The sequence below is a fragment of the Acinetobacter calcoaceticus genome (assembly GCF_051947995.1).
In the GTDB taxonomy this organism is placed as follows: domain Bacteria; phylum Pseudomonadota; class Gammaproteobacteria; order Pseudomonadales; family Moraxellaceae; genus Acinetobacter.
In genome coordinates this window covers 359,486-373,864 of sequence record NZ_JBLVVH010000004.1, presented here as the reverse complement: position 1 = coordinate 373,864, position 14,379 = coordinate 359,486, and the positions used below count along the sequence as shown (strand labels likewise).

The 14,379-nt window shown below is 42.8% G+C and carries 15 protein-coding genes; 8 read left to right on the top strand and 7 right to left on the bottom strand.

What is annotated here, in order from left to right; translation table 11 throughout:
* Positions 1-150: 150 nt before the first annotated feature.
* Together ACNQO6_RS10435 and sodC are read left to right on the top strand one after the other, a co-directional pair.
* Positions 151-1,245, top strand: a complete 1,095-nt coding sequence (locus ACNQO6_RS10435) for an AI-2E family transporter (protein ID WP_262768919.1) — start codon at positions 151-153, stop codon at positions 1,243-1,245.
* 107 nt (positions 1,246-1,352) lie between these two features.
* Entirely contained in the window at positions 1,353-1,934 is a 582-nt protein-coding gene (gene sodC / locus ACNQO6_RS10430) for a superoxide dismutase [Cu-Zn] SodC (protein ID WP_440208912.1), read from the top strand.
* Between the two features lie 94 nt (positions 1,935-2,028).
* Here the strand turns inward: sodC and ACNQO6_RS10425 are convergent, their stop codons facing one another.
* Positions 2,029-3,264, bottom strand: coding sequence for an MFS transporter (locus ACNQO6_RS10425; protein WP_440208969.1), 1,236 nt, complete (start codon positions 3,262-3,264; stop codon positions 2,029-2,031).
* A gap of 357 nt (positions 3,265-3,621) precedes the next feature.
* On the bottom strand, positions 3,622-3,993 hold the full coding sequence (locus ACNQO6_RS10420) for a hypothetical protein (RefSeq protein WP_032873732.1): 372 nt from the start codon (positions 3,991-3,993) through the stop codon (positions 3,622-3,624).
* Between the two features lie 180 nt (positions 3,994-4,173).
* Here ACNQO6_RS10420 and ACNQO6_RS10415 point away from each other — a divergent pair, with 180 nt between their 5' ends.
* From ACNQO6_RS10415 to ACNQO6_RS10405, 3 genes are all read left to right on the top strand, one after another.
* Positions 4,174-5,049: a DUF4349 domain-containing protein gene (locus ACNQO6_RS10415; protein ID WP_440208911.1), complete on the top strand. Its 876-nt coding sequence runs from the start codon at positions 4,174-4,176 to the stop codon at positions 5,047-5,049.
* A 110-nt stretch (positions 5,050-5,159) separates the two neighbouring features.
* Positions 5,160-5,747, top strand: coding sequence for an NAD(P)H-dependent oxidoreductase (locus ACNQO6_RS10410; RefSeq protein ID WP_199949005.1), 588 nt, complete (start codon positions 5,160-5,162; stop codon positions 5,745-5,747).
* Positions 5,748-5,760: 13 nt separating this feature from the next.
* The gene (locus ACNQO6_RS10405; RefSeq protein ID WP_440208910.1) at positions 5,761-6,075 is read left to right on the top strand and encodes a putative quinol monooxygenase; all 315 of its coding nucleotides are present in this window, start codon (positions 5,761-5,763) and stop codon (positions 6,073-6,075) included.
* Between the two features lie 126 nt (positions 6,076-6,201).
* Here the strand turns inward: ACNQO6_RS10405 and ACNQO6_RS10400 are convergent, their stop codons facing one another.
* Together ACNQO6_RS10400 and ACNQO6_RS10395 are read right to left on the bottom strand one after the other, a co-directional pair.
* On the bottom strand, positions 6,202-7,062 hold the full coding sequence (locus ACNQO6_RS10400) for a hypothetical protein (RefSeq protein ID WP_440208909.1): 861 nt from the start codon (positions 7,060-7,062) through the stop codon (positions 6,202-6,204).
* A gap of 128 nt (positions 7,063-7,190) precedes the next feature.
* Positions 7,191-8,600, bottom strand: coding sequence for an FAD-binding oxidoreductase (locus tag ACNQO6_RS10395; protein WP_440208908.1), 1,410 nt, complete (start codon positions 8,598-8,600; stop codon positions 7,191-7,193).
* Positions 8,601-8,947: 347 nt separating this feature from the next.
* Between ACNQO6_RS10395 and serA the strand changes: the two genes are divergently transcribed.
* From serA to ACNQO6_RS10380, 3 genes are all read left to right on the top strand, one after another.
* Complete coding sequence (gene serA, locus ACNQO6_RS10390) at positions 8,948-10,180, top strand: phosphoglycerate dehydrogenase (RefSeq protein ID WP_343580753.1); 1,233 nt, start codon at positions 8,948-8,950, stop codon at positions 10,178-10,180.
* A 103-nt stretch (positions 10,181-10,283) separates the two neighbouring features.
* Positions 10,284-11,165 (top strand): EamA family transporter, encoded by an 882-nt coding sequence (locus tag ACNQO6_RS10385; protein WP_440208907.1) that lies wholly within the window; start codon positions 10,284-10,286, stop codon positions 11,163-11,165.
* 53 nt (positions 11,166-11,218) lie between these two features.
* Positions 11,219-12,079 carry an EamA family transporter gene (locus ACNQO6_RS10380; protein WP_440208906.1) on the top strand — a complete coding sequence of 287 codons (861 nt, stop codon included), beginning with the start codon at positions 11,219-11,221 and terminating at the stop codon, positions 12,077-12,079.
* Between the two features lie 105 nt (positions 12,080-12,184).
* On the opposite strand, the gene madM is transcribed toward ACNQO6_RS10380, so the two are convergent.
* Genes madM through mdcH form a run of 3 tightly spaced genes read right to left on the bottom strand, consistent with a single transcriptional unit; the run spans position 12,185 to position 14,372 of the window.
* Positions 12,185-12,946, bottom strand: coding sequence for a malonate transporter subunit MadM (gene madM, locus ACNQO6_RS10375; RefSeq protein ID WP_343580017.1), 762 nt, complete (start codon positions 12,944-12,946; stop codon positions 12,185-12,187).
* A 38-nt stretch (positions 12,947-12,984) separates the two neighbouring features.
* On the bottom strand, positions 12,985-13,386 hold the full coding sequence (madL, locus tag ACNQO6_RS10370; protein WP_262765777.1) for a malonate transporter subunit MadL: 402 nt from the start codon (positions 13,384-13,386) through the stop codon (positions 12,985-12,987).
* Between the two features lie 41 nt (positions 13,387-13,427).
* Positions 13,428-14,372, bottom strand: coding sequence for a malonate decarboxylase subunit epsilon (gene mdcH / locus ACNQO6_RS10365; protein WP_440208905.1), 945 nt, complete (start codon positions 14,370-14,372; stop codon positions 13,428-13,430).
* Positions 14,373-14,379 lie beyond the last annotated feature (7 nt).

The following is a 14,379-nucleotide window of genomic DNA, read 5'->3' as shown; positions in this document are numbered from 1 at the left end:
TATCTGACTATCGAACGCCGTGACATTTTAAATTTTATGCTGTGCTTGGAACAAAACATTTAAAAATGAAATTACCGAATGAAATTTTACTGGACACATTTTTCAGTTAATATGATTTTATTCAAATTTTACTTTTAGAGACGGACGCTTGTGCAACAATACGCTCCTATATTACAACGCGTTTTGCTATTTGGACTGTTCTTTGTCCTGCTCTTTTTGGGATTCAGTATTCTCAAATACTTTATTGTCCCTGTGCTTTGGGCGGCCATTATTGCATATATGACCTGGCCTGTTTATTTATGGGTTCAGCGTCGTTTCTTTGGTGAAAACCGCCCTACCCTAAATGCCACACTGATGATTACGCTAGTGATTTTAGTGATCGGGATTCCTTTTATTTTTGCAATCTTCATGTTGCAACTGGAAGGACGGAATTTATATTTTAATTTACAGCGTCAACTGTTCTCGGGTCATATCCAGCTTCCGGACTTTATCAAGAACCTGCCCATCATTGGTAAGGATATCAGCCGTACCGTAAATGAACTCAGCAATGATCCGAATAGCATTACCAAGAATATTGCGGAATGGATTCAAAGCCACTTGAGTTATGGACGTTTTGTCCTGAGTGAAATTAGCCGTAATCTGGTCAAACTGACTTTTGCCATCATGACCCTGTTTTTCTTCTATCGTGACGGACAAATGATTCTGGCTCAGGTGAGTCGTGCTCTGGAAATGGTGATTGGACCACGTGTGCATCATTATCTGGATACCATTTCAGAAACCACCCGCGCCGTAGTCTATGGCGTTGGCTTAACTGCAGTGGCACAAGCTCTGCTGGCAGGTTTGAGCTACTTTGTGGCGGGTGTACCGAATCCGATGCTACTCACCATGGTCACCTTTATCCTCGCGCTGATTCCTTTTGGTACACCGGTTTCCTATCTAGGTGTTGGCCTATGGCTCTTTGCGCAAGGCCAAACCATGGAAGCGATTGGGGTGGTGCTGTGGGGTGTATTGATTGTCAGTAGCTCAGATAATGTGATTCGTCCATTGGTGATTTCAGGCGCAACCCGGATTCCATTTATCCTGATCATGTTTGGGGTACTGGGTGGCATTGCCAGCTTTGGTTTAGTCGGTTTATTCATTGGCCCCGTCATTTTGGCGATTCTACTGGCGATCTGGCGTGAATGGCTGCATGAAAATGTGGATGAACCGGTTGCAACACTGGATGCTCCATCTGAAACCAAATAGGTTTATTTTGTTTAATTTTTTGTCACCAATTGATTAACTTGCTTGCGGGATATCCTAGACTTTGTTTGAATCGTCAAATAAAGATAATTTATAAGGATATCTGCGCAATGACTTTAACGATTCAAAAACTCTCTTTACTGGGCTGTCTGGGCCTGAGTATTGCTGCCTGTTCTTCTGCTGATTTAGATCACAATGCATCAAAAATCCAGACCCAATCAACCACGCAAGAACAAAAACAACTGGTACAGATCTATCAGGTCGATGCAAAAGGAATTGGTGCTTCGATTGGTACAGTGGCTTTTCAGGAAACAGCTAAAGGACTGCTCATTACGCCTGCACTCGGCAAGCTTTCGCCGGGTGAACATGGTTTCCACATCCATGAAAATGGCTCATGTGAAGCCGCAATCAAAGATGGTAAAATGGGTGCGGCACTTGCAGCTGGAAGTCATTTAAATCCCAATAATGCCCCTCATCACGGTACCCCGGAAAATGGTCATTTGGGTGACCTACCGGTTCTGGTTGTAGATGCAAAAGGCTTTGCCACCCAACCTGTGATTGCACCCCGTCTGAAACTGGCAGATATTCAAGGTCGGGCCATCATGGTCCATGTGGGTGGCGATAATTATTCTGACTCACCGAAACCTTTAGGTGGTGGCGGAGACCGTATTGCCTGTGGTGTGATCAAATAATTTGCGTACTGTGAGTAACTAAAAAGATATCCACAGTTTTGCTGTTGTTTTGAGCAGTATAAAAAAAGCTGAGACATTGATCTCAGCTTTTTTATTAATTGATGCCTTCAGCTTTTCGCTCCTGCATCACCTGTTTTAACACTTTTCGAGGTTGTGCAAACCAGAACGCAATCAGCACCACACTCGCCAGTGCAAAAGCCCAGATATGTACATGGGTATACAGCACCCGTACCAGTTCAATGATGACAAAATAACTCACCATCATCAGCATTGAAACTGCCGCAGCGACAGTTCCTTTTGACACTTCGGAAGACATCAAGGCGAAACGGTACATCACAGAGAAACTGATCCCCTCGCCTAAACTGACCAAGGTCATGCCAATCAATAAACATGGCACCAGATAAATGGGCCAGATCACCCCCAGCACAAGGAATAGCGTTCCCAGTAACATAATCGGCAAGCCCATTAAAATGGTTTTACCTAAAGGGAAACGGTCAATAATCTTGATTAGAATCACATTACCGATAATCAGGCCAAAGAACACCGGGAACTGGGCCAGGCCATATTGCACACTGCTGAGCTTTAACTCATCCACCAGAATGATGGGTGACAAGGCGATCCACAGCATTAACGGCATACCGACCAGAGGTAAAGCAATGCTTAAACCAAGAAAACGGCGATTGCTAAACACTTTTTTAAAGTCATCAAAAATATAACTAAATGGCTGTTTCGGCTGTTTACGACTTTCCTGTGTAGCAGGCATAAATTTCTTTAGGCCAAACCAGCTCATCAGCGACACAGCGGCAATCGCGACAAAACCCCAATGCCATGACACATAATCAATCAGGAAAGCACCCAGCACAGGTCCCAGCAAAGGGGCAAGCAAAGAGATATTGGCCATGAGTGCCATGACCTTGATGGCATCACGCTCTGCAAAGCTTTCCTGAATCGCAGCATAGCCCACTGCTGAAATCACCGATAAACCAATACCTTGCAGGAAGCGTAACGTTAAAAACTGCTCGATATTCTGGGTCAGCAAAATCAGTAAACAGCAAATCGTAAAGAAAGCCACACCTGCCAGTAATACTTTTTTACGTCCAAGCCGGTCTGAAAGCGGGCCAAGTAACCATGCCACACTGGCACCACCTAACAGGTAGAACGACATGGATGAGGGCGCCCAGGTTGCACTCACGGCAAACTGTTCGGTAATGGCCAGCATGGCTGGCTGAATCAGGTCATTACCGATATAAACCGAAAATTCAAATAGCACTAAAGCTAAAGGAAACATGAGCGTTATACGGTTTAACGTCATGTTCTGATTATTCGTCATCATGTTTTATTCACAAAAATAACCAACTAGTGCCCGTCCCATTTTCAAAAAAAGAAAACAGGATCACGACCACGAGATTTTATGGTTTAGAATTAAATTTTGATTTCATGCCCTAAAAAAGCATGTGATAAATGTGAAAACACCGTATTCACTAGGTGTATATAAGAAAAACAATCTATTTACGTGAGACTGGTAAATGTTTTACCTTCTGGCACAATCGCCAAGCGCAACTTTAGCACTTTTTTAAAATGACAGCAATTTGAATCCATCTTCCACAGCGATTGTGACAATGTGAATAACCTGAAAGTTATCCACATCTTTGAATAGATTTTAGACTGGACAATAGAGTCCCGATCATTATGGGCATAACTCAAACTGGAAGCTTTCGGTATTTTCACCTCTGGCACATTGGTAACTTTGCTTCTTATTCACAATTTTCCAGACGTCCTGATCGCGCTTTAACTGATATTCGGTACGCACTGCCACAACAGAATCATCTAATTGTGCCTGTTCCACCGTAATCTGTGCATCGGTAGGATTTTCTGCCGTATTAAACTGCTGATCTATCTTTAGATTATTTTCATCGTGAAATAAATTCGGCTGATCCAGTAGTACCGCATGCATCGCCGTACTTTTTTGAACTGCCGCCTGCTGTTGCGATTCGGTGACGGGTTGATTACATGCGCTGAGGAATAAAGCACATCCCAATATCATTACCGTTTTATACATTTTGCCCTCTGCACTTCATGTTGCTCATTTATGCTACTATACAAAACTGCATGGTCAGGCAACAAAATGTTATGCCGTGCTAGAGATTTGTTGGATTCAACAATCTGCTTATAAATAAACAAATAAATCGAAAATACTGATTTTACGACCTTCATATCACAACAATTTAGGCATGCAGAGATGTCAGATTTTACTAAAAAATTAACGATTATTTTAATACTCGGCAGCAGTCTGGTTGCTTGTTCAAAACATCCAGACCAGGCGGAAAATGAGGCTGCTGTTGCGACTGAAACTGCCGCTGCAGACAGTCAAGCGATTCAGGACAATGCCGCGAAAAATCCGGAACAACTGGTGAGTCAGCAACAAAATGCCTTGGAGCAGAATCGTCAACTGGTTAAAAGTGCCCAACTCCAGTTTGAAGTCAAAGATGTATTAAAAACGACATCGGCACTGGAACAGCAATTATCGCAATACCAAGGCTATATCGAAGAGAAAAAAATTAATTATCAAGTCAGTGACCGATCTGAACGGGATCGTATTGATGGCAGTGTCGATATTTATGAAAAAATCACCCCCACGGTACAACTCACGGTCCGTATCCCCAATCAACAGGTTACGCCTTTCCTGAATCAGCTATTGCCCTTGATGTTGAACTTTAATAGCCAAAGCTATGAAGCCAAACGTTATGAATTAAAACTGCTTGAAGAAAAACTGAATACCGCCAACCAAAGTAACAGTGCATCAAATGCGGTCAACAACCAGTTGCAGCAACTGACCAGTCTGGAAGTCAAAGACCGATTAGCCTATAGCACCATCCGACTGGAGTTTTTCCAGCAAGCGCAAGTGCGCAAGACCCGTGATCTCAATATCAGTCGCATTGCAACCTTAGACAGCGATCCTTTACTCAGCCGAATCTGGGAAGCGATTAAAATCGGGCTCTATGGCTTAAGAGAGACGATCATCTGGCTCGTGATGTTATGGCCCTTGTATCTCGCGATTGCAATTTTATGGGGTATTCGCCGTTGGTATAAGGCAAAAAAGTCAAAAGCTGAATAGTTTAATTGTTGACTTTTGATCAATAGTATTTTGCTCATTTATGCATTTTTACTCATGAATAGATTTTCTAAAATACGCTCAGTTTTTAGTATCTATTTTTGAGTAATCCCATGAGCAATATTTTAATTATTAACGGCGCGAAAAAGTTTGAACATTCCAATGGTGAATTGAATGACACCCTGACCGAGATGTCTCAAGCACATCTAAGCAGCTTAGGTCATCAGGTACAGGTGACGCGTACCGACAGTGACTATGACATTCAGGCCGAAATTGCCAAATATTTATGGGCAGATGTGGTGATTTACCAAATGCCAGGCTGGTGGATGGGTGCACCGTGGACCATGAAAAAATATATTGATGATATTTTTACTATTGGTCATGGCTCACTCTATGCCAGTGACGGTCGCAGCCGTTCAGATGCCTCTAAAAAATATGGTTCAGGTGGCTTAATCCAAGGTAAAAAATACATGTTGTCTTTAACCTGGAATGCACCGATGGAAGCCTTTACCGATCCTGACCAGTTCTTCCACGGTGTAGGTGTGGATGGTGTTTATCTCCCGTTCCACAAAGCCAATCAATTCTTGGGTATGGAATCGCTTCCAACCTTTATTGTCAATGATGTGATCAAGGCACCGAATGTGCCAAGCTATATCGAAGCGTACAAAGCACATTTAGATCAATTATTTGCAGCACATTAAGCGAGGACAGATCATGCTAATTATTATTGCTGAAATCCGTACCCATGCAGGCGCTGAGCATCGTCAAGCAGTCTTAGATGCATTTAAAAAAGTGACGCCAACCGTACTGGCAGAAGATGGCTGTCATGGTTATGAAGCCTTGATTGATCACCTGCCTGCGATTGAGATGCAGGCCACTGATGAGAATACCATTGTCATGTTAGAGAAATGGCAAAGTACTGCTCATTTGGAAGCTCACATGCAAACTGCCCATATGCAGCAACATTTTGAAGCGACCAAAGACCATGTGTCTGATGTGAACATTCGTATTCTGGAAAGCGGTATCTAAATTACAAGCGATCAGTAAGGTAGACTTACTGATCGTGATCTTATCCAATATATTCAATTAAATAAAAGGAAAAATCAGAATTAAAGAGTAACAAACAGGTTCATTTACTAAAGGACCTTAATGCTTCTATTCTTTACTCAAAATACTTTTTATAATTTTGTGAAACAAAGGCTCACTTCCTGAACTTTGTAGTTCGATTGGCTGTGTAATTAAAAAGGACCTTATCTCGCCATCAAAAATATAAGGATAAAATTTTGCATTCAAAAATGCAGGCTTCAGCTTTTGATATATCTTATCTGTCTCATCACTAAAATAAATATTTGGATACCCAACTTTTATAACATCACCACTTTCATTGACTAATAACTGAATTTCTAAAGTTCTTTTTTTCCAACCTAACTCGTGTGATTGGAAATTTGGTATTGATGGAAAAATAAGATATTTAGGGGACATTTCATCATTAGGTCTAAACCTCCTAGAACTTAAATCAATATAATTATATTGTTCCCAATCACATTCAGAGTTATTTTTCTGAACCTGTCCAATAAATGAGCCATCTTTCGCACTTAAAGAAACTTTCATCGTACTTGCATTTACTTTCGTAAATATATTTTGGCTTAGCTCATAACAATATATTGGAAATAAAATATTAGTAAACATGTCAACATATTTACTTATAGGATCTTCTAAATCTTTATTTGATTGAGCTTTTAATAAAGTTACATCAAAATTCATTTCTTGAAGTAACCCCGTAGAAGATAAAATTATTTTAAAAGCATTAGAGTCAGGATCTAGATTTCTTTTTTTATTTAATTTTTCAGTGGTTGTGGAAATATTTATAATTTTATAATTCGTATCTAAAAGTCCTGCTTTAATTAAAGCCAAGTCTAAGTCAGACGGCCTATCACCTTTACTCAAATTATCGTCAGCCCATCCGAGCTGAGTTCCAAATAAAATGAATAAACATAAAAGAGTATTCTTAAACATCAATTTCCCCAATAAATAGAATAATTACTTATGTAATTGTAAATTTTTACTTACAGCAATATATATTTTAATAAAAAAGCGCATCTTACGATACGCTTTTAGCAGAACTTCTTTTATTTAATCAAGTATTAAAGATCAAATAATTTACCCGGGTTCATAATCCCTTTCGGATCAAATGCTAACTTCAATGCTTTCATATATTCAATTTCTTCAGGCGAACGTGAATATTCCAAATATGGCTTTTTGGTCATACCCACACCATGCTCGGCAGAGATCGAACCATCATATTTTTTCACGGTATCAAACACATATTTATTCACTACCTGACACTTGGCAAAGAACTCATCTTTGGTCAGGTTTTCAGGTTTTAGAATATTTAAGTGCAAGTTGCCGTCACCAATATGACCAAACCAGCAGATTTCAAAGTCAGGATAGTTATCTTGAACAATTGTATCAATCTCACGAATAAATGCAGGTACGTGGGTAATTAATACTGAAATATCATTTTTGTATGGAATAAACGGCGCGATCGATTCCGAAATATCTTCACGTAAACGCCATAAGCTTTCGACCTGATCAAGGCTCTGGCTCATCACACCATCCAGCACCCAACCTTGTTCCATACAATGCTCAAAGATTTCCATGGCCTTGTCGACAATTGGCTCATACGGCGCTTCAAACTCAAGCAATACGTAGAATGGGCATTGTGTTTCAAATGGACGTTGTACATGTCCACGATCGAGCACCTTTTGCATCGCAAGTTCACCAAAGAACTCAAATGCGGTTAAGTCGATATCTTTCTGGAAAGCATGTAATACAGGCATCACCGCATCAAAATCAGGTACACCGAGCACCAATACTTGTAAGTTATGTGGCTGGCGCTCAAGCTTGATTTCAGCTTCAGTCACTAGACCCAATGTGCCTTCGCCACCAATAAACAGATGCTGAAGTGAATAGCCCGTTGCATTCTTAATCATGCCTTTGTTTAAACGCAAGATATCGCCTTTACCTGTTACCACGGTCAAGCCAAGCACCCAGTTACGGGTCATGCCGTATTTAATGACTTTAATACCGCCCGCATTGGTGCCGATATTACCGCCAATCTGGCTTGAGCCTGCTGAGGCAAAGTCTACTGGATAGTACATGCCCTGTTCTTCGGCATAATTCTGTAATTGCTCGGTCACCACACCTGCTTGTACGCGTACCATACGATCCGCTGGGTAGAACTCAAGAATCTGGTTCATCTTGTCAAAGCTAATCACGATCTCGCCATTGCTTGCGACCGCGCCCGCAGAAAGGCCGGTACGACCACCCGATGGGGTAATCGCTACATTAAACTGGTTGGCAAGTTTGACAATGGCCTGCACTTGTTCGGTGCTTGAAGGGAAAACGATGACTGATGGGTTCGGATCAAAATGTTTGGTATGATCACGTCCCCAATTTTCCAAACTGTCGGCATCGGTTTTAATACGGTTTTCACCCACAATTGCCGTTAATTGGGTCAATAACTCAGGTGTTAAAGCGACTGAAGCATTCATCGTTTACAGGCCTAGCAAGAAGTAAAGATAGAGCGTCTGGATAACAATACAATATTTTTCAATATATTAAACTGTAATATCCAACATATGGAAACTCGGCAGAACAGCGCAAACCTGAGGGTTTCAGGTTTGACTATCAGATACCTGCATTTTACATAGAAGCAGGCATGGGATAAAGCGCAGGATAAAGATACTGTAATAACAAAATGTGTTTAACCCATAAAATTCAGCTGCAACTGAAAAATTATCAGCAATTCTGCTGTGCTAATTTTAAACCAAATATTTATATCTCAAAGCTGTATGCTATAGTACTGCAACTAAATTTTGGCCTTTGTAGCGGAGCCGTAATGAGCCAACATCTATCACTACCTAAAGACAAAATCCGTTTCCTTCTGTTAGAAGGTGTGCATCAAAATGCCATCGATACCTTAAACGCAGCGGGTTATACCAACATCGACTACCACAAAACTGCGCTTGAAGGCGAAGCTTTGAAAGAAGCGATTAAAGACGCTCACTTCATTGGTATTCGTTCCCGTACTCAATTGACTGAAGAAATCTTTGCAGCTGCGAACAAACTGATCGCGGTTGGCTGTTTCTGTATTGGTACCAACCAAGTTGATTTAAAAGCGGCAATGTCTCGTGGTATCCCTGTTTTCAACGCACCGTATTCAAATACACGTTCGGTTGCAGAACTGGTTCTTGCTGAAACCATTTTGTTACTTCGTCGTGTACCTGAAAAATCGAAAGATACACATGCGGGTGGCTGGAACAAATCTGCGGTGGGTTCTTTTGAAACTCGTGGTAAGACTTTAGGTATCGTCGGTTACGGCTCGATCGGTTCACAACTTTCTGTTTTGGCAGAAAGCTTGGGTATGAAAGTGATCTACTTTGATGCTGTGACTAAATTGCCATTAGGTAATGCACGTCAAGTTGGCTCTTTAGATGAACTTTTAGAAACTGCGGATGTGGTGACTTTACACGTTCCAGATGTTCCATCTACGCGTAACTTCTTCAAGAAAGAACAGTTCGCGAAAATGAAAAAAGGCTCAATCTTCTTGAACGCAGCACGGGGTACCTGTGTGGTGATCGAAGACTTGGCGGATGCAATCAAAGCGGGCCACATTGCAGGCGCAGCGGTTGACGTATTCCCGAAAGAACCAAAAGCCAATGGCGAAGAATTCCAGTCTCCACTTCGTGGCTTAGACAACGTGATCTTAACCCCGCACGTGGGTGGTTCGACCATGGAAGCGCAAGCCAACATCGGTCTGGAAGTTGCTGAAAAATTCGTTGCATACTCAGATAAAGGTATGACGCTTTCTGCAGTGAACTTCCCAGAAATCGCATTGCCACTTTCTGATGGTCAGCACCGTTTACTGCACATCCACAAAAACGTACCGGGTGTGTTATCGAAGATCAACACCCTATTCGCTGAACAAGGCATCAACATCTCTGGTCAGTCTTTAATGACCAAAGGTGATATCGGTTACCTGGTAATGGATGTTGACGCATCTGCATCTCAAGAAGCGCTAGATACCTTGAACCATGTTGAAGGTACCATCCGCGTTCGCGTATTGTTCTAATTTATAGTTAGAAATATGCTGAAAAAGCCACAGCTGATGCTGTGGCTTTTTTATGGGCATTTGAATTATTATGTGAATATTATACCGAATGTAAAAAAATAAGATGTCTAGCCCTGTACTGAAAACACCTCTGCATGCTTTATTGCTGTTGATGATTGCCATGTTATGTGTACAAGGCAGTGGTTCTTTAGCCAAAATCCTGTTTCAAAGCTTTCCCGTACTGACAGTTTCTGCCATGCGACTGTTTTTTGGTGCGATTATTCTGGCTTTCATTTTCAAGATCTGGACCATTAATTTCAAAGTGGTCCGCTGGAAAGCCATTCTGACTTATGGTGTCGCACTGGCAGGCATGAATGCCCTGTTCTATTTATCACTTGAACGCTTACCTCTGGGTTTGGCAGTTGCGTTTGAGTTTATCGGTCCCTTAAGTGTGGCGCTATATCATGCCCGGCAAAAATACGACTTTATCTGGGTCGGTTGTGCCATTCTCGGTCTGGTTTTGCTGTTCCCTTTGCAACAGGCCCAGCAAGGTCTCGACCTGATCGGGGTATTGTTTGCTGTCAGTGCAGGTGCCTGTTGGGCACTGTATATTATTGCCGGACAAAAGCCTTCCGGCATCTCAGGCAATCATACCGTTTGCCTAGGTATGTCAATTGGCATGCTGTGTCTACTGCCTTTCGCGCTCTTCTCAGGAGCAGTCGATCGGGTATTTGAACTGCCGAATTTATATTATTTTATTGGCCTTGCAATTTTAGCCAGCGCTCTGCCTTTTACCTTGGAAATGATTGCCTTACGGAGTTTAACCCCGCTGAGCTTTGGCACCTTAATGAGTCTGGAACCTGCGGTAGCCGCACTCTCAGGCTTTATTTTCCTTGGTGAAGTATTACTTTGGAATCAATGGCTTGCTTTAGGTACGATTATCATTGCTTCGATTGGCTGTACCTTTACCACGCAACAAGCTCGACAGCAGAAAGAGGTGAAATAAAAAATGTTATCTCCTCACACCCATAACATTTACCAGCGCCTCGGATAGCTCCCATGAAAAACCACCAATTAGTCGCTGTGATGTACATGGTTCTATCCATGCTGTCTTATCAGATCAGTGCCTCATTCGCCAAGCAATTGATTGCCACACTTGACCCGCTCACCGTGACGATTTTAAGACTCTGTTTTGCCACCATTCTGGTTGCAGTGATGTTCCGTTCCTGGAAAATCATTTCCAAATTAAAGGAACTCAAATGGCGAGATTTACTGTGCTATAGCGCTGCCTTGTGCTGTATGAATATTCTGTTTTACACCTCTTTGGGCAAACTGCCTCAAGGGATTGCGGTGGGTTTAGAGTTTATTGGCCCACTCGGTTTAGCCCTACTCTCGATTAAACAGCGCAGTGACTATATTTGGGTGGCATTTGCGATTTTAGGTATTGCTTTAATGGTGCCGTGGCACGATGCCAATGCCCAAAATTTTTCCTATATCGGTGCAGCGTGTGCTCTGAGTGCCGGTTTGTTCTGGGCGCTGTATATTTATTTTGGGCATCGTGTGGTCCAGCAAAACATCGGCATGCATGCCCTGACCATTGCCATTGGTTTATCTGCGCTGACCCTGCTGCCTTTTGGGCTCTGGAATAATGCACCTGTACTTCTGGATACCCAATATTGGGGTAAAGCACTGGTGATTGCACTGCTGGCCACAGCGATTCCTTATGCACTGGATTTAATGGCCCTCAAACGTCTCAGCAAACTCAGTTATGGGACACTTTCCAGTCTTGCGCCTGCATTAGCAGCCTTAGCAGGTCTAGTCCTGCTGCATGAACGAATCAGCCTGATTCAGTGGGTGGCTTTGACCTGTATTATGGTGGCTTCGATTGGGGTCACCTTACGTGGCAGTCAGACAAGCTAGAACCGCATTATAGAATTTTAGCTTTCTTCTCCCCTGTTTTAAGATCGGCTTAAATGGGCAACTTATTCCACTGTAAATAAGCTGCCTGCACTGACTCTGAATACATTATCCAAAAATGGCATTGACTGTCAGAAAAAATACAGAGGGGCCCAGTAAACAGCCCAATCCGGTATAAAAAGTTGCGACTAGTGCGCCGTAGGGCACCAGACGAACATCGGTACCGGCCAATCCTGCTGCCGTACCGCTGGTGGTACCTGCCAGTCCACCAAAAACCATGGCTGAACGGGGACTTTTTAAATACATAAACTTTGCCAGTAAGGGTGTACCCACCATAAAGAACACTGATTTGATCAACCCAATTGCAATGGATAATGCAATCACATCTGAACTTGCACCAATGGCTGTGCCTGTAATTGGGCCCACAATATAAGTCATCGCGCCTGCGCCAATCGTGGTCATCGAAATCGGGTCTCGATAGCCCATGGCCCAAGCCACCATCACACCAATCACAAAAGGCACAATACAACCCAGTGTCAGTGCAATGAGACCCATTCTACCGGCCTTTTTGACTTCTTTTACATCGACTTCAAATGCAGTCGAAGCAATCGCCAGGTCACGGATCATGGCACCGCCCAATAATGCAAAACCAGAAAAGATGGCAATATCGGAAATACCTTTGGTACCTTGCGTATAAACGCCTGCAAAATACGCCACCACCAGTCCTAAAGTAATGGCAATTGCAGAGCTTTGCAGCTTTCCTTTGGTCAAATATTTTGAAAGCAGATGCGATACAAACATCATCAAACCTGTGACCGCAAGCGCTGTCACCAAAGCATTTTTTGTGAATACCGTAATTAACTCGTCCATTGTTAAATCCTTTTGTTATTCGTTATAGGAATGATGTTTTAGGCGGTTTTCTCAGTACCCTCTATAGTCCATTCATAGGTTTCATAATCACCACTTAAGCGATTTAAATAACGAATTACCAGCACTGTGCCGACCAGTGAAGCAACCGATACAATCAATCCCAGCATCCCGCCTGAAAGTGCAGCCACGACGTTCTGCCCAGCTGACATTGCCACCACGATGGGAATATACATACCTGACCAGTACAAGATCCCAAACTGTGTCACTTGGGGTAAATAACCTTTTTTTGCCAACAACTCTTTAGAGAGAATCAACAAAATCATTGAAATCGCGACGCCACCGACATTGGCTTTGACACCGATCAACATGCCGAGGGTATTACCCAGATAATCACCGAGCAGGTGACAAATCGCCAAAATTGCTGTTCCATATATAATCATTGTAAATCCCTCATATCCTTGGGTTACTTGGTTTTTTTAAATCATATTCCCATAGAAATCTGATTTTCCTGTTGTTTTTGCATGGCCATCCGAATGCTATCTATGCGCGTTCCCTGAAATGACAATACGGTTCCATCTTTAAATATCCGGCGTGCAAGTGTGGTAAGTACCGTGCCGGGTAAAGCTTCGACCTGTAACCGGACACCTCGTTCCCATGCAGCCTGAAGCGTACTTTCCCAATCCACAGTACGGCTCATATTAAAAGCCAGATCATCCGCGATCTGTTCTGGCTTGCGCAAGATACGTGCCGTGGTACCACTTAAATAACCAATTTTAGGTTGCTTTAGAGTCACTCCCTCCATCGTTGTCGCAAGTTGCAGTGCTTGCTGGCTTAATAATTCACAGTGCGATGGCACCGCTACATCCAGTTTCCTTGCCATGACACCCTGCTGCTTCGCCAATACAGCAACTTGATTCATGGCTTCAAAACGTCCTGAAATCACGATCTGGTTATGCGCATTGATATTCGCGATATATACCTGTGGTGTTGTTGCCGCAACCTGTTTTATCCATGCCTCAACTGTTGAACGATCTGTACCAAGCAACGCCGTCATGCCATAGCCTGCCGGATAAGCGTTTTGCATGAGTTCACCGCGATAAGCGACCAGACCGACGGCATCTTCGTACGCTAAAACGCCTGCAACCACTGCAGCTGACCAAGCACCAATCGATAGCCCCGCAACATAGTCCGGTTTTAAGTTTTCAGCACTGAGTAGCGCTGAACTGATTACGCCAGAAATGAGGAGGCACAACTGTACCGCTCGTGTCGATTGCAATGCCGCTGCACTGTCCAGCAGCAACACATTTTCTTTGAGTGCATCCGAGGCACGCTCAAGGTGTTCTTTCACCAGCGTACTTTGCGGCAGATCGTTCAGCATATTGCTTCTTTGCACACCTTGCCCTGGATAAACCCAAATTGAAGCCATGATACCT